The 16,869-nt window shown below is 33.5% G+C and carries 14 protein-coding genes; 7 read left to right on the top strand and 7 right to left on the bottom strand.

The window, feature by feature from the left end:
* Window positions 1-32: 32 nt before the first annotated feature.
* The 5 genes from DM444_RS12945 to DM444_RS12925 all read right to left on the bottom strand — a co-directional run bounded on the left by DM444_RS12945 (window position 33) and on the right by DM444_RS12925 (window position 5,786).
* On the bottom strand, window positions 33-1,067 hold the full coding sequence (locus tag DM444_RS12945; RefSeq protein ID WP_111287261.1) for a vWA domain-containing protein: 1,035 nt from the start codon (window positions 1,065-1,067) through the stop codon (window positions 33-35).
* 68 nt (window positions 1,068-1,135) lie between these two features.
* Complete coding sequence (locus DM444_RS12940) at window positions 1,136-2,137, bottom strand: vWA domain-containing protein (RefSeq protein ID WP_111287259.1); 1,002 nt, start codon at window positions 2,135-2,137, stop codon at window positions 1,136-1,138.
* Window positions 2,137-3,774: a hypothetical protein gene (locus DM444_RS12935; RefSeq protein WP_111287446.1), complete on the bottom strand. Its 1,638-nt coding sequence runs from the start codon at window positions 3,772-3,774 to the stop codon at window positions 2,137-2,139. Before DM444_RS12935 ends, DM444_RS12940 begins: the two co-directional genes overlap by 1 nt.
* 64 nt (window positions 3,775-3,838) lie before the next feature.
* On the bottom strand, window positions 3,839-4,702 hold the full coding sequence (locus tag DM444_RS12930) for a DUF58 domain-containing protein (RefSeq protein ID WP_111287257.1): 864 nt from the start codon (window positions 4,700-4,702) through the stop codon (window positions 3,839-3,841).
* Between the two features lie 79 nt (window positions 4,703-4,781).
* Window positions 4,782-5,786 carry an AAA family ATPase gene (locus DM444_RS12925; protein WP_017497457.1) on the bottom strand — a complete coding sequence of 335 codons (1,005 nt, stop codon included), beginning with the start codon at window positions 5,784-5,786 and terminating at the stop codon, window positions 4,782-4,784.
* Between the two features lie 212 nt (window positions 5,787-5,998).
* Here DM444_RS12925 and DM444_RS12920 point away from each other — a divergent pair, with 212 nt between their 5' ends.
* The 3 genes from DM444_RS12920 to DM444_RS12910 all read left to right on the top strand — a co-directional run bounded on the left by DM444_RS12920 (window position 5,999) and on the right by DM444_RS12910 (window position 9,028).
* Window positions 5,999-6,874: an aldo/keto reductase gene (locus tag DM444_RS12920; RefSeq protein WP_111287255.1), complete on the top strand. Its 876-nt coding sequence runs from the start codon at window positions 5,999-6,001 to the stop codon at window positions 6,872-6,874.
* Window positions 6,875-7,015: 141 nt separating this feature from the next.
* Entirely contained in the window at window positions 7,016-7,771 is a 756-nt protein-coding gene (locus DM444_RS12915; protein WP_111287253.1) for an SDR family NAD(P)-dependent oxidoreductase, read from the top strand.
* A 111-nt stretch (window positions 7,772-7,882) separates the two neighbouring features.
* Window positions 7,883-9,028 carry an ATP-binding protein gene (locus DM444_RS12910; RefSeq protein ID WP_111287251.1) on the top strand — a complete coding sequence of 382 codons (1,146 nt, stop codon included), beginning with the start codon at window positions 7,883-7,885 and terminating at the stop codon, window positions 9,026-9,028.
* Window positions 9,029-9,133: 105 nt separating this feature from the next.
* Here DM444_RS12910 and DM444_RS12905 read toward each other — a convergent pair whose 3' ends face one another.
* Entirely contained in the window at window positions 9,134-9,877 is a 744-nt protein-coding gene (locus DM444_RS12905; RefSeq protein WP_111287249.1) for a DUF3298 and DUF4163 domain-containing protein, read from the bottom strand.
* A 104-nt stretch (window positions 9,878-9,981) separates the two neighbouring features.
* Between DM444_RS12905 and DM444_RS12900 the strand changes: the two genes are divergently transcribed.
* Window positions 9,982-11,124 carry a cystathionine gamma-synthase gene (locus tag DM444_RS12900; RefSeq protein ID WP_111287247.1) on the top strand — a complete coding sequence of 381 codons (1,143 nt, stop codon included), beginning with the start codon at window positions 9,982-9,984 and terminating at the stop codon, window positions 11,122-11,124.
* 79 nt (window positions 11,125-11,203) lie between these two features.
* Here the strand turns inward: DM444_RS12900 and DM444_RS12895 are convergent, their stop codons facing one another.
* A complete protein-coding gene (locus DM444_RS12895; protein WP_111287245.1) occupies window positions 11,204-11,998 on the bottom strand; it encodes a THC0290_0291 family protein in 795 nt (264 codons plus the stop codon).
* Between the two features lie 323 nt (window positions 11,999-12,321).
* Between DM444_RS12895 and gdhA the strand changes: the two genes are divergently transcribed.
* The 3 genes from gdhA (at window position 12,322) to recO (ending at window position 16,861) form a co-directional block, all read left to right on the top strand.
* Entirely contained in the window at window positions 12,322-13,665 is a 1,344-nt protein-coding gene (gene gdhA / locus DM444_RS12885; protein ID WP_111287241.1) for an NADP-specific glutamate dehydrogenase, read from the top strand.
* 128 nt (window positions 13,666-13,793) lie between these two features.
* Window positions 13,794-16,076, top strand: a complete 2,283-nt coding sequence (gene porZ, locus DM444_RS12880; RefSeq protein WP_111287239.1) for a type IX secretion system anionic LPS delivery protein PorZ — start codon at window positions 13,794-13,796, stop codon at window positions 16,074-16,076.
* 71 nt (window positions 16,077-16,147) lie between these two features.
* On the top strand, window positions 16,148-16,861 hold the full coding sequence (gene recO / locus DM444_RS12875) for a DNA repair protein RecO (protein ID WP_111287237.1): 714 nt from the start codon (window positions 16,148-16,150) through the stop codon (window positions 16,859-16,861).
* The last annotated feature ends 8 nt before the right edge of the window (window positions 16,862-16,869 follow it).

The following is a 16,869-nucleotide window of genomic DNA, read 5'->3' as shown; positions in this document are numbered from 1 at the left end:
TTGTTTTCTGTCCCGAATTTTAATCTGAACATTTATTTCTTTTCGTTAAATAAATCCAACTCTTTGATCCAATTTGTTTTTCTCTCTAATAAGAAAATATCTAGGAACAGTAATAAAAAGGCAAACCCAATAAACCATTGAAACTGCGATTGGAATTCGGCCATTTGTGTAGCTTCAAACTCTGTTTTTTGAATATTGTTTAAAGCATTTTTTACATATTCTAAAACTTCTTTAGTGCTTCCGCCGTAAACGTAACCGCCTTTTGTTGCTTTGGCAATCGTTTTTAAACCTTCTTGATTTAATTTGGTGATTACCGTTTCTCCGTTTTGATCTTTTTGATATCCTCTTACAACGCCATTTTCCTTTAACGGAATTGTTCCTCCTTTTTCTGTTCCAACACCAATTGTAATAATCTTCATTCCTAATTTATTGGCTTCTTCCGCAGCAGCAGCTGCACCTTCAGAATGATCTTCACCGTCAGAAATTAGAATTAATAATTTGCTGGTTTTGCTTTTTTCATCAAAATAAGTCGAAGACAATCTAATCGCTTCATCCAAAGATGTTCCCTGAGATGAAACCATTCCTGGACTCATGCTTTGCAAGAACATTTTAGCAACGCTATAATCTGATGTAATAGGTAAAACGGGAAAAGCACTTCCTGCATAAGCTACAATTCCGATTCTATCGCTTCCTAAATTATTAATGATCTGAGAAACCAACTGTTTGCTTTTGTCCAGACGGCTAGGAGCAACGTCTTCTGCAAGCATACTTTTAGAAACGTCGACAGCAAAAACAATATCAATACCTTCTCGTTTTACGGTTTCCATTTTAGTTCCAATCTTTGGATTTACCAAACCGATAATCAAGCAGGTAAGTGCCAAAAGAATTACTACGATTTTTAAAACAGGTTTAAAAACTGATTTCTCAGGACTCAGCCTTTTAACCATTTCCAAATCACCAAATTCGCGTTGTGTTCTTCTTTTCCAATACATATTGAAAAGGAAAATACACACCACAATTGGGATAAGTAGTAAGAGATATAAATATTTTTTTTCGTCTAATTCCATTTTTTAATTCTAGTTCTCAGTCGCGGTTTTCGGTCGCAGTTTTCTAAACTGTGACTGCGACTAAAATATTAAATAAAGCTTCTATAAACCGTATTTCTTAATCCAACTTCTAATAACAGCAAAAAGCCTGCAAATAACACAAAAGCTCTGTACTTTTCATCATAATCGTAGAATTTCAATTCTTGAATTTCTGTTGTTTCCAGTTTATTAATCGAGTTGTATATTTCTGCTAATTTATCGTTGCTTGTGGCTCTAAAGTATGTTCCGTCTGTTTTGCGGGCAATACTTTTCATCAGTCTTTCATCGATTTCAACTTTTTGCATTTTGAATAAAAAACCTCCGTTTGGTGCATACGCATATGGTGATTCTGCCATTCCATTTGTTCCAAGACCAATTGTGTAAACTTTTATGCCGTATTGTTTTGCAATGTCAGCAGCGGTTTCTGGCTCGATAAATCCAGCATTGTTTACACCATCGGTAAGCAGAATGATAACGCGGCTTTTTGCTTTACTGTCTTTCAAACGATTTACAGCAGTTGCCAATCCCATTCCAATTCCAGTTCCATCTTGCAAAACATTATCGTATTTGATTCCTTTTATAGCTTCTAAAATAATTGCTTTATCGCTTGTAACTGGAGTTTTAGTATAAGCTTCAGAAGCATATAAAACCAATCCGATTCTGTCATTTGGTCTTTCTTCAACGAAATCTGCAGCAACTCTTTTCAGAGCTTCCATACGATTTGGCTTTAAATCTTTTGCCAGCATAGATCCAGAAACGTCAATTGCCATAACAATATCAATTCCTTTTGTAGTTTTAGTTTGGTTGCTAATATCAACTGTTCTTGGTCTAGCTAATGCTATAATCAACGAACACAAAGCAACAACTCTGAAAACGTATAGAGCAGGTTTGAACTTTGTCCAAAATGATTCGCTATTTTGAAACCCTGTTGTCGAACTCATTTTTAAGGTAGCCGACTGCTGGTTGCGTTTCCAGAAAAACCAGATTATCGCAATCGGAATTAATAGAAACAACCAAAGAAATTCTGGATTTAAAAAACTGATCTTGCTCATTAGTTGCCTGCTCTTTGAAGTTCAACAGAATTTAATACTCGGGTTGTGATGTCATTTGCATAAGTGTCACCTTCTTCATGTAAAATCAGGATTTGCTGTAAACCTTGATCTTGTTTGAAAAGAAGTAATTCATAATATGCTTTCGTGCTCGTTTTAGTCGCTGGGTTCAAAATAGACATTGTTCCGTAACCTTTTACACCCTGAATACCTTCATTAGTTTGAAAATCTTCTTGTTTTACAATTATATTTTGTGCCCCTTGAGCTTCCATTACTTTTAAAGATCCTTCAAGAGCTTTAGCTAAATCTATATCAGTTGGCTGTTTAAATTTAGTTGTAGAAACCGTAATGTAGAAATTATCAATCATACTTCCGTATGCAAACAGCTGCATTTCTTTAATTAATGCCATAGTTTGTTTTGGGAGTACTTTTTCTGCATCCATTCTTTTTAAAACTTTTGGTGTTTCTATAAGAACAGCTGGATTTCCGTAAGCACTTTTTACCCATTCGCCTTCTAATAATTCTTTAGACGGATGACCAATAATATTGTCTTTTACGTAATTGAAACCTTTGGTAACAACAAAGAAAGTTGTTGTAGCAAACAATAAAAGTATGATAGCTGCAACAGAATAACCAATTCTTGCATTACGCTGTTTTTTTAGTTGTGCCTGAATTTGCTTTTGTCTTTGCGCTTCGTTCAATAACTGATCTTCAATGTCTTCTGGAACTTCAGTTGGGATAGCATTGTCAAGAGTTAAAATTACTTTTTGAATTTTATTTTTATCTTCTTTAATTTCAAAATCAAGCGGTTTAGATTTTGCAAATTTTACTAAATCGGCCTGACGTAAAACGCGTTCCAGATTTTCAACTGTTTCTGGTGTAAGCGTCATTTTCTTTTTAGTAGAAGCGTCTCTAATTGCAGCAATTAACTCAGAAGTCGTACTTTCCATCGCCGGAATATTAATTGCTTCTTCGATATAATTTCTGGCAATATCGGTTAATTCACTATAATATTCTTTAATTTCACCTTTTTGTACAAGCTCTTTTTGTTCCAGATTATTTAACAAACTAGTCGCTTTTTCGATAGGAGTTTTATAAACTTCTTCTTCGATTTTTTTCAGCTGACGTTTTTTAACATACCAGTAAACAAAAGCTCCAATTCCTAGAATAGCTAAAACAATTAAAAGGTAAATCCACCAATTTCCCATTCCTTCATCAACAGAAGCAATATCTTTGATGTCGTACATTTTCTGCTGTAAAGTATCGACTTTCACAGCGGCAACTTCAACTTTAATAGAATCAGAGTAAAAAGGTTTTTTATCAATTAAAATTTTGATGCTCGGAATTGTATATCGGCCAGAATCAAACTGAGTTAGACCATATTTTTTTATAAGTTCGTAATTAGTGGCATCTTTCTTAACCGTATCAATAGGATAAGACTGGATAACTTCTAACGGGCCAATGTTTTTAAGTTTTGGAAATTCAACTTTTGCTGTTGAAGTCACAACTGTTTTAAGGGTCAGTTTGAACTCAGCACCAATCTTATTTTTGGTGGTGTCAATACTCGTTTCTACTTGTTTCTGCTGAGCAAAAATCATAGTAGAAAAAAGCAATAAAAATATATAAAGTTTAAATTTCATTTGATTAACGATTGTTGGTTTTAGATTAACGATTTTTGATTTGTTAATCAAAATTGCCAGATTTTTATCGTGATTTGAAATAGCCTAATAGTTTAGTTACATAATTTTCGTCAACTCTGGTGTTGACAATTCCTGCTCCAGATTTACGGAATGTATCTTTAAAATAATTCAATTTTTCTTGATAATGTTTTTCGTAATTCAGACGGACAGTTTTAGAACTTGTGTCAACCAATTGTATTTTTCCTGTCTCAGAATCCAGCATGGAAACCATTCCTAAATTTGGAATTTTTTCTTCGCGCATATCGTATACTCGAACACCCGTAATGTCATGTTTTTTAGAAGCAATTTTTAAAGTATGCTCATAAGAATCAGACATGAAATCGGAAATCATGAAAATAATGGCTTTCTTTTTTTGAGTTCCAGACAAAAACTTCAAAGCTTGAGCAATGTCTGTTTTGTGACTTTTTGGTTCAAATTCGATCAATTCACGAATGATGCGAAGCACGTGCGAACGTCCTTTTTTTGGCGGAATATATAATTCTACTGTATCAGAAAATAATATTAAACCAATTTTGTCATTATTCTGTGTAGCCGAAAAAGCCATCGTTGCCGCAATTTCGGTTACGATGTCTTTCTTGAATTGATTTTTAGAACCAAAAGATTCAGAACCCGAAATATCAACCATTAAAACCATGGTTAATTCGCGTTCTTCTTCAAATACTTTAACGTGAGCTTCGTTGTAGCGTGCGGTTACATTCCAATCGATGTTACGAATATCATCTCCGTATTGGTATTGACGCACCTCGCTAAACGTCATTCCTCGTCCTTTAAATGAAGAGTGGTATTCTCCCGAAAAGATATGATTACTCAGTCTTTTGGTCTTGATTTCTATTTTCCGTACTTTTTTTAAAAGCTCTTTTGTATCCATTTTTTGTTTGGTTTATGGTTTATGGTTGTTGGTTGATGGCGTATGAACCATCAACAAAAAACTATCAACCATCAACTTTTTAAGGTACTTCAATCTCGTTAACGATTTTGTTGATAATGTCTACAGAAGTAATGTTTTCTGCTTCTGCTTCGTAAGTGATTCCAACTCTGTGACGTAAAACATCGTGAACAACTGCACGAACGTCTTCTGGAATTACATAACCACGACGTTTGATGAAAGCATAACATTTAGCAGCATTAGCCAAGTTGATACTTCCACGAGGAGAAGCTCCAAAACTGATAAGCGGTTTTAAATCGGCTAATTTGTATTTTTCTGGGTAACGTGTAGCGAAAATGATATCAAGAATATATTTCTCAATTTTTTCGTCCATGTAAACTTCACGAACGGCTTCTTGCGCACGTAAAATCTGCTCAACAGAAACCACTGGGTTTACTTTTTCGTAAGATCCTTTTAAGTTTTGACGAATTACAAAACGCTCTTCATCAATTTTTGGGTAGTCAATTACGGTTTTCAACATAAAACGGTCAACTTGTGCTTCAGGTAATTGGTAAGTTCCTTCTTGCTCAACCGGGTTTTGTGTAGCTAATACTAAAAACGGACGATCCAATTTGAAAGTAGTGTCACCAATAGTAACTTGTTTCTCTTGCATCGCCTCTAATAACGCAGATTGAACCTTTGCCGGAGCACGGTTAATCTCATCGGCAAGTACGAAATTGGCGAAAATTGGTCCCTTTTTAATAGAGAACTCGTTTGCTTTAATGTTGTAAATCATGGTTCCGATAACATCGGCAGGTAATAAATCTGGCGTAAACTGGATACGGCTGAAAGATCCTTGAACCGCTTGTGAAAGCGTATTGATGGCTAAAGTTTTTGCCAGTCCCGGAACTCCTTCCAATAAAATATGCCCTTGTCCAAGTAATCCGATCAATAGACGCTCGACCATATGTTTCTGACCCACAATAACTTTGTTCATTTCCATTGTAAGAAGGTCTATAAAAGCACTTTCTCTTTCAATTTTTTCATTTATCGCTCTAATGTCTAAAGTCGTTGTATTTTCTTCCATATAAATATTTTTAAAACCTTGATTTCTACGCCTAATTTTTGAGAGTGCAAATTGAATATTTTTTGAGAAGTAAGATGTTAAAGAATGGTTAAAACTTCGACCAACAACCTAATTTTAAGGACTAATTGTGAATCTATTTTTATATTTTTAAGAACTTTGATGATTATGTTTTATGAAAGCATAATTATTACCAAAAATAACGCATAACTATTATGAGCAAAACAGTCTTATCGCCTATAATTTCGGGCACTATGAATTGGGGAGTTTGGGATAAAAACCTTACAACTAAAGAAATGGAAAACATGATACAAATGTGTATCGAAAACAAAATTACGACTTTTGATCACGCGGATATTTACGGTTCGTATACGACCGAAGCCGATTTTGGAAAAGCCTTTCACGCAAGTAAAATTAATCGTGAAAAATTACAATTAATTACAAAGTGCGGCATTCAGATGATTGCTGATAAACGCCCTGAAAACAAAATTAAACATTACGATTACTCTAAAGATTATATCATTAAGTCTGTGGAAGGATCTTTGAAAAATTTGAAAACAGATTATGTTGATGTTTTTTTATTGCACAGACCAAGTCCGTTAATGCAAGCCGATGAAATTGCAGAAGCAGTTGAAAAATTAAAAGGAGAAGGAAAAATCATTGATTTTGGACTTTCAAACTTTACAAGTTCTCAAACCGAATTAATTCGTCAGAAAACAGAAGTTAGTTATAATCAAGTGCAATTTTCTGCAACCCATTATGACGCAATGTTAGATGGAAGTCTTGATTATATGCAGACACACGGAATTCGTCCGTTATCATGGAACCCTCTTGGAACTGTTTTTAGAGAAGACACCAAACAGACTCGCCGTTTGAAAAAACTGTTCTCCACTTTATTGGAGAAATATCATTTAGGTGCAGATACACTTTTATTAGCATGGATTTTAAAACATCCAGCAAAAGTAATTCCGATCGCTGGAACTGTAAATATTGCCAGAATTCAATCTTTATCAAAAGCAATCGAATTGCAAATGGATAAAGAAGACTGGTTCGCAATCTGGACAGAAAGTATGGGCGATGATGTGCCTTAATTTTTAAGTTTTCAGTCGCAGTGACAGTTTTCAGTTTACGATGCTAAATATTTGCCATAGATTAAAAGATTTTCACAGATTTCAAAAAAATCATTTTAATTCTTTAATCTGTGGCAAAAAATCTTTTTTAAAGAAAAAACAATGAAAAAAACAGTTTTAATTACTGGTGCTACGAGCGGAATTGGAAAAGCAACCGCTCAGATTTTAGCGAAAAACAATTATAAGGTTGTTCTCTGTGGAAGACGTACAGACCGTTTAGAAGAACTTCAAAAAGAACTTTCTGCTTTTACAGAAGTACATTCTTTAGCATTTGATGTTCGCGATAAAGAAGATGTTTTGAAAAAAATAGGTTCTTTACCCAATGATTTTGCTACAATTGACGTTTTAATAAATAACGCAGGAAACGCTCACGGTTTAGATCCAATTCAGAATGGAGATTTAGACGATTGGGATGCCATGATCGATATTAATGTGAAAGGACTTTTATATGTTTCAAAAGCAATAATTCCTCAAATGGTTGAAAGACAATCTGGACATATTATTAATATTGGTTCAACTGCTGCAAAAGAAGTTTATCCGAACGGGAATGTATACTGCGGCTCTAAACATGCAGTTGATGCAATTACCGCAGGAATGCGAATCGATTTAAATCCGTTTGGAATTAGAGTTGGTGGAATTCATCCAGGAATGGTGGCGACAGAATTTAGCGAAGTTCGTTTTAAAGGCGATGTCGAAAGAGCTGCAAATGTTTATAAAGGATTTGATCCATTAAAAGCAGAAGATATTGCCGATATCATTCACTTTGTCGTTTCTAGACCTTATCATGTAAATATTGCAGATTTGGTTGTTATGAGTACGGCGCAGGCGTCTTCGACAATTGTCAAGAAAAATATTTAAAAATAGATGATTAGACTTCTTAGAAAGTTAGATCTTTAGATTATCTTAGGAATCTGAAAATCATAACTCTAAGAAGTCTAAAAATCTAAGTCAGTCTAATAATCTAGAATAATGATTAATAAACGCCTTTTAATAAAAAATCTTCTCGCTCATAATGACGAGAGCAGTTTTTATGATAAGAAAAGGCAGTTGAATCTTCATTCGCGGGAAGGAAAAGGAAAGTTCTTAAAACACATTTGCGCTTTGTCCAATTCCAATCCGAACAATAATTCTTATATCGTTGTTGGGGTAGAAGATCAAGATAACGAAATTGTAGGCGATGATTTCTTCGACGACAGCCGAATTCAGAATCTGGTAAATGCTTTTTTAGAAAATCCTCCTAAAATTCAATACGAAAACGTTCCGTTTCCAAATCTTCCAAAAGACAAAGTAATCGGTTTGGTTACCATAAAACCAAAAAACAAAATCTCATACTTTAAAAAAGGAATTCATACCATTCTTGCCAACAGCGTTTTTGTTAGACGCGGCAGTAATTCGATTCCTCTAGAAGAACATGAAGTAATCGAAAAAAACAATCAAAATACCGAAACGGTAATCGGAATCGAAAATAGTTCTCGAAATAGCATTCAGTATACTTTAGACGGTGTTATCGATTTTATGAATTTCAGGCATAAAGATATGTCTCCGAAATATCGCGTTTTCAAAGAATTATTTGTGATTTGCTGGGCTGGAGTTCCAAAAAAAATGCGTGATAAAACTTATTTGTCTCGTGTAGATATAGAATTGATCAACGAACAAATCAAGCTTTTTTATTCGGCACAAGATGTTGTGACTATCGAATTTAACGATGATACTTTTACTATTACAGAATATGTTCCGTTGGGATTAAATGACAAAACAAGTTATTATCCGTTAGAAGAACAAACTATCCATTTCTTTGATAACGGTTATTATAAAATTGACCGTCAAATGCTTTTTCAGCCGCCTGAGTTTAACCGAAAAATGCTCTACCATATTTATAATGCCAATATGGCTTTATTGGCGAAACTTCAAAAAGAAATCAATTTGTCTGAACGAGAAATGAAAGATTTAGAAAATCTGCCTTCTACTTTTATGATTTGTCATTTGAATGGTTTTGAAGATGCCCGACAAAAATTAATTGATGCAAAAATGCTTCTCAAACCTTATAAAAATGTCTATTCTTCTTTTAAAGAAGCTTTGAGGGTTTTGCGTAAAATGAAGTACGATGTTCAGTAGGGAAGGTTCTGAGTTACTGAGATACTAAGGTTCTAGGTTTTTTTTCTGTAGAGGCGTACTGCAGTGCGTCTACATCCACCATATCGGTAAAGATTCAGTTTAGTTTTATTGAAAATTCAAATACTTTTTCACTTCATCATAAGAAAATAAAAGCTCTTTTGGGCCGTCTGCGTAAGAAGCGGCTTCGTATGAATTATAATATAACAGTAAACCCGACGAAGTATAAAAAATGTTTTGAGGCAGTTGAAATTTGTCGTTTTCAAACATTAATCCTGTAGCATTTATATTAGCTTTTTCTGGGATTTTGTACTTTGCTCTAAAAGTTTTTTCGGCGAAAGCCTTGAACTCATTTTCGTTTTTAAATAACTGATTATTGAAAATCGTTTTTCCTGTCTTTTTATTAAATAATAAGGAACGATAACCTTGATATCCGTGAGCGCCGCCAGTAAAAGTGTAATGATCAATTTTAAGGTTTAAAATTTGATCAGATTCAAATTCGACATTTCCTGTTATTTTCGCTTCCCAGCCAAAAGTGTCATTTGGAAATTTTTCATGCATTTCTTCGTACGAAGCAATGAACGATTTTGCCAATGATTTGTAATCATTGACTTTCGTCGAATCTTCGCCAAAAAATACAATTTCTTTAATGACAGCAAATACTTTTTTATTGATGCTGTCTGATGTTACTTTAATATTTTTAGCAATTGGAACTTCTATTGTGATTTTCGGGCAGTCATTTTTGCACGGAATAGTAGATTTTTCTTCAAAGGTTTCATTTTCAAACGAAAGCTCTTTTTTGCAACTTGTAAAAATCAAACACAATAAGATTGTAAATATGTAATTTTTCATATCAAAAAGTGTTAATTATCTACAAAGGTAAGAAGTTGTATCAGGATAAAATAAATTAAGCGGTAAATTTGTACAAGAAATAAGGAATTAAAATTTATAACTATATGAAATTCAATACAAAAGTAATACACGGAGGACAGCATCATGATCCAAGTACTGGGGCAGTTATGCCACCAGTGTATCAAACTTCAACATTTGTGCAAACAAGCCCAGGTAAACCTTTGGCGGATTATGAATACAGCAGGGCTTCAAATCCTACGCGTACTGCTTTAGAAGAGGCGCTGGCAAGTATAGAAAATGGAACTCGCGGACTAGCATTTTCATCTGGTCTTGCGGCGACAGACTGCGTTTTGAGATCTTTTAAAGCTGGAGACGAAATCATTGCTATGGATGATTTGTATGGCGGAACGTATAGAATGTTTTCTCGTGTTTATAAAGATTCAGGTATTAAATTTCATTTTGTTGATATGACGAATATCGAAAAATTGAAAAGTTTAATCAACGAAAACACGAAGTTAATCTGGGTAGAAACACCAACAAATCCGTTGATGAAATTAGCGGACATTCAGGAAATAGCAAAAATTACACAAGAGAAAAAAATTCTTCTTGCTGTAGATAATACTTTCGCAACCCCTTATTTACAGAAACCTTTAGATTTAGGAGCAGATATTGTAATGCACTCAGCAACAAAATATTTAGGAGGACACTCTGATGTTATTGCGGGAGCATTAATTGTAAAAGATGCAGAGCTTGGAGAACAATTGCATTTTCAGCAATTTGCAACTGGAGCAACTCTTGGACCAATGGATAGTTTCTTGGTTTTAAGAGGAATAAAAACTTTGGCTTTAAGAGTTCAAAGACATTGTGAGAATGGAGAGAAAGTGGTAGAATACTTAAGTAATCATCCTAAAATTAAAACGGTTTATTATCCAGGTTTAAAAAATCATCCATTTCATGAAATTGCAAAAAAACAAATGAAAGCTTTTGGAGGAATGGTTTCTTTTGATTTTAAGTCGGGTAAAAAAGAAGATTCAATTGCTTTTTTAGAAAAACTGAAAGTATTTACATTGGCAGAATCTCTTGGCGGAGTTGAATCATTAGCAAATCATCCTGCTTTAATGACACACGCATCAATTCCTGCAGATAAAAGAGCTGAGGTTGGTATTACTGATGATTTGGTTCGATTAAGTGTTGGTATTGAAGATGCAGAAGATTTAATTGCAGATTTAGAACAAGCTTTATCTTAAAAATAAGCAATAAAAAAATCCCAAATTCCAATTTTACTTTTTGGAATTTGGGATTTTTTATTTTGTAACTTATTTAAAATTAAAATTCTAAATAGTAGATGTATCCAAAGTTAAACCAAACCTGCCAGTCGTTAGATTTGTTTTCTTTATAAATATCTTTATTAGGATTTAAACCGTCAATCCAGTCTGAGTTGTACATTTGGAAACGAGTTTCAAACATTAAATCGCTCATTTCAGTTAATTTATAATGAACCCCGACAGCAGCTGTTGCAGATAAAGCTACACCAGTTTCTGTAGAAAATCCATGCGCACGTCCATCAGATGGAGTTAAGTATTTTCCTGGAGTAACATTAGGAAGAGTGATATCTCCTAAATTAGATCCAACTTTAGTTGAATAATAACTTATTTGAAATCCTAAACTTCCGTACGGACTGAAGCTACCAATTGTATTTTCGAAATCATGAATTTTCATGAAAGGCGAAAACTCCAATTGAGCACCAAGATTTACTACAGAAGAACTTGCATGCATGTTCTTTAATTGTTGAGCAAATACTCCGTCAGGTTTTCTTTCAACCCATTGTCCAAAGTGCTTCAAAGTTGTTTTACTAAAAGACAACTCTGACCTAACTTTAAAGTGCTCTGTAAAGAAGCTCTCTCTATTGTTGGCTGCAGAAAAGTTGATGAAATGCATAATTCCAACTCCAAAACCAGTATTCCCAACATTGGTGTCAACGTTATGTCTTTCACCAAAATCTGACTGTAATGTAACTGGTCCTGCAAATATTCCTATCTCTTGAGCTAGGTCCGACTGCGCTGATGCTACGGTTGATATACCAAAGATGGCAAATAATGTGATAAATAGGTGTTTAGGCATTTTCTAGGGGCTTACAAATCTCGGCAAATATATAAAAAACCTAATCGATTCAAAATATTAAATTGCTGTATTGAAAAATAAGTATCAAAATACTTAATTTCCTAACTTTTAAAAGGTGATTTATATGTAAACACCTACATGTAAAATGTGTTTTTTTGTAATATTTGAAAAAAACACAAATCGCTCCAAAAAAGTGAAAAATATAACATCGAATCATTATTTGATATATCTTTGTGTGTTAAAACGAAAACGTTTTCTTAAACATGATTTCTTATTTATAAGAATAGGAATTAAATCAAATTATCTGAAAAATTTATTTCAAAATGGAACAAAAAATAAATGAATTTATGGCTCTAATTGAGTCAAAAAACCCAAACGAACCAGAATTTCTTCAAGCTGTTAGAGAATTTGCAGAAACTGTAATTCCTTTTATATCTGAGCGTAAAAAATACGATGGAAAGAATATACTCCTAAGAATCGCTGAACCGGAGAGATCAATTATATTTAGAGTTCCGTGGGTAGACGATAAGGGAGAAATTATTGTAAATAGAGGTTTTAGAATTCAGATGAACTCTGCGATTGGACCTTATAAAGGAGGAATTAGATTTCACCATACAGTAAATTTATCAGTTTTAAAATTCCTTGCTTTCGAACAGGTATTTAAAAATAGTTTAACAACTCTTCCAATGGGTGGAGGTAAAGGTGGTTCTGATTTTGATCCAGAAGGAAAATCAGATGGCGAAATTATGCGTTTCTGCCAATCTTTTATGACAGAATTATGCCGTCACATTGGTCCAGACCTTGACGTTCCTGCTGGAGATATTGGTGTTGGAGCTCGTGAAATTGGATATTTATTCGGACAATATAAAAGAATTAGAAATGAATTTACTGGAGTTTTAACTGGAAAAGGCTTGGCTTACGGTGGTTCATTAATTAGACCAGAGGCTACAGGATATGGGGTAGTTTATTTCACTGATCAAATGCTTCGTACTATTGGTCATGAAATCAAAGGAAAAAGAGTTGCTATTTCTGGATTTGGAAATGTAGCTTGGGGAGTTGCCTTGAAAGTAAATGAACTTGGAGGTAAAGTAGTTACAATTTCTGGACCTGATGGTTATATTTATGATGAAGAAGGAATTTTTGGAGAAAAAATAGACCACATGCTTGAAATGAGAGCAACAGGAGATAATAGAGCGGAAAGATATCTTGAGAAATATCCAAACGCAATATTCCATAAAGGAAAAAGTCCTTGGGAAGTAAAAGTAGATATCGCAATTCCATGTGCAACTCAAAATGAATTGAATGGAGATGACGCTAAGAAATTAATTGACAATGGAGTTCTTTGCGTTACTGAAGCTGCTAATATGCCTTCTACTTTAGATGCGATTAAACTTTTCTTAGATAATAAAGTATTATTTGCTCCAGGAAAAGCGGCTAACGCTGGTGGTGTTGCTGCCTCTGGATTAGAAATGACTCAAAACTCTATTCGTTTAAACTGGACTAGTGAAGAAGTAGATTTAAGATTGAAAGAAATCATGATCGGAATTCATAACCAATGTAAAAAATACGGTGCAGAAGAAGACGGATATGTAAACTACGTAAAAGGAGCAAACATCGCTGGATTTGTAAAAGTTGCCGATGCTATGCTTGCACAAGGTGTAGTTTAAAACTTAGTTGTAATTATAAAAATGCCTTCAGTTATCTTTATTAAGATATCTCGAAGGCATTTTTTATTTATATCAAAAATTAAATAATTCTCGTTTGTAGTATATTTGTCTATCCGAATACATTAATAATGAAAAAAACATTCTTCTGTGGTTTATTTTTAGTTCTAATTCAATTTTGCCAAGCTCAGGGTAAATTGTCTTGGCAGGGATATTTTTCGTTTAATGAAATAAAAGATGTTTCAGAATCTTCTACTAGTGTTTTTGCAGCATCAGAGAATGCTTTGTTTTCTAAAAATATTTCAACTAACGTTCTAAAAACAACCACTACAGTTGATGGATTATCAGGACAAACTATTTCAGCGGTTTATTATAGTGAAGCTTTCAAAAAAACAATTATCGGTTATGAGAATGGTTTGATGATTTTAATTAATGAAACTGATGGAAGCATATTAAAAGTTGTAGATATAATTAATAAACAACTTCCAGCAAATACAAAAAAGATCAATCATTTTATGGAATACAATGGTTTGATTTATGTTTCTTGTGATTTTGGAATTGTACAATTCAATTTAACTACTTCTCAATTTGGCGATACTTATTTTATTGGCGACAATGGAGCTGAAATCAGTGTGAAACAAACTACTTTTTTTAACGGATTTATTTTTGCAGCAACTACAAGTGGCATAAGAAAAGCAGATAGCACCAATCCTAATCTAATAGATTATAATCAATGGTCGGTAGTAAATACAGGAAGTTGGTCTAGTGTAGAAGCTTTAGATACAGAACTTATTGCTGTAAACGATTCTGGCTATATTCATCGATTTAACTCAAGTACATTTGTAGGTTTTTCTCAATTGCCTCAGGCTTCTGTTGACATGAGAGCTAAAAATCATAATTTATTTATTACAACGGCCAGCACTGTTTATGTCTATAATAATCAGATGGTTTTGAATAGACAAATTACAAATACACAAGTTTTAAATAATACGCTGAGTTTTTCGTGTGCAACGGCAATTGGAGATCAGCTTTTTATTGGAACAAAAGAAAACGGACTGTTTGTTTCTACATTAGGTACAGCGTCGACATTTGCAAGCACAACGCCAGCAGGACCTGTTCGAAATAATATTTTTTCATTAGATGCAACTGCCAATGTTTTGTGGGCAGTTTATGGTGATTACGATGCTTCTTATAATCCTTATAGTTTGGATAGTTATGGAATTAGTAAATACAATACTTCGGGTTGGTTGAATATTCCTTATTCTGAAGTTTATGACGCAAAATCAATTACAAGAATTCTTGTAAACCCAAACAACGAAAAGCAAGTTTATGCAAGTTCGTTCTTTTCTGGTTTGCTGAAAGTTGAAGATGATGTTCCGAATTTTTTATATAATGAGACAAACAGCGGATTGGAATCTATTACAACAGAAGGTCCAGATTATATAGATGTTCGTATTAATGCAACTGCTTTTGATAAAACAGGAAATCTTTGGGTGACCAATAGCCGAGTTAAAAATGGTCTAAAAGTTTTAAAAACAAATGGCCAATGGGGCAGTTATGCAATGACTTCTATTTTGATCAATCCAGAATCTAGTAGTTATTCTAGTATAGTTGTAGATAAGAACAATGTAAAATGGATTGGAACCAATAGAGATGGAGTAGTTGGTTTTAATGAAACTACTAATACATTTAAGAAAATGACTTCTGGTACCGATGAAGGAAACTTACCAGTAGAAGATGTTAGAACTTTGGCAATAGATACAAAAAATCAGCTTTGGATAGGAACAACAAAAGGATTAAGAGTTTTATCAAATGTTAATAATTTTCAAACGGAGAGCCAATTAAAAGCGAATGCAATTATTATTACTGAGGATAATTTGGCGCAAGAATTAATGTATGAACAATTTGTGACTTCTATTGCAGTCGATGGGGCAAACAATAAATGGATTGGAACAGCAGATTCGGGTGTTTTTATGGTTTCATCAAATGGACAGGAAACGAAATATCATTTTACCATAAATAATTCTCCGTTGCCAAGCAATTATATAAATGATATTAAAATAAATGGTAAAACTGGAGAGGTTTTTATTGCAACCAGTAAAGGTTTAGTTTCCTTTAATGGAATTTCAACAGATGCAAATGATGATTTGAGTAATGTATATGTGTATCCAAATCCAGTTCGTCCAACTTATTCAGGAACGGTAAAAGTTGCTGGATTAATTGATAAAGCAAATGTCAAAATCACAGATATTGAGGGTAATTTGGTTTTCGAAATAACATCTTCAGGCGGAACAATCGAATGGGACACAACAGCTTTTGGAAAATACAAAGTAGCTTCTGGAGTTTACATGGTTTTTATTTCCGCGCAAGACGGAGGAGAAACTAAAGTAAAAAAAGTGATGATTATTCGTTAAGTATCCAGTCGCAGTCTCAGTTTTCAGTTCAAAACCTGAAACCTTAAACTTGAAACAAAAAAACAAAAATTTTGCTTGTCAAAACCAAAGCCATAGTAATCTCCTCTTTAAAATTTCAGGAAAAAAGCTTGATCGTAAAATGCTTTACACTTTCAAGCGGACTGAAATCTTATTTTGTGCGTGACGCTTTTTCAAGTCGGAAAGCAAGTCAGAAGATTGCTTATTTTCAGCCATTTTCGATTTTAGAAATTGAAGCGGTTCATAAAAACAAGGGCACTTTAGAAAATTTTAAAGAAATAAAAAGTGCTGTTCCGTTTCAAAGTATTCATACTGATATTGTGAAAAGTACGATGGTAATGTTTCTTTCAGAAATGCTACATCATTCGATTCAAGAAGAGGAAAAAAACGAACAGCTTTTCTTGTTTTTAGAAACTGCACTGACTTGGCTCGATCATCATGATGAAATTTCTAATTTTCATTTAATTCTGCTTTTAGAAATCACAAAATATCTTGGCTTTTATCCAGATCTTTCAGAAAATAATCTTCCTTTTTTTGAAATGAATGAAGGTGTTTTTACGCTTTTTCAAAATGGAAATGTGTTGTCTGAACACGAAACCAATCTGTTTAAAAAATTACTTGATTTAAAATTCGATAATGATCAAAAAATCTTTCATGTTTTGGAAAGACAAATCCTTCTAAAAATTATAATTGATTATTACAGTCTTCATCTAGAAGGATTCAAAAAACCTAAATCTTTGGAGATTTTAAAAGAAGTTTTCTCTTAAATCAATTA

Origin of the sequence: Flavobacterium ginsenosidimutans, assembly GCF_003254625.1 — a bacterium.
Taxonomy (GTDB): domain Bacteria; phylum Bacteroidota; class Bacteroidia; order Flavobacteriales; family Flavobacteriaceae; genus Flavobacterium; species Flavobacterium ginsenosidimutans.
The sequence above is the reverse complement of the archived record's forward strand: the minus strand, read 5'-3'. Positions and strand labels throughout refer to the sequence as shown.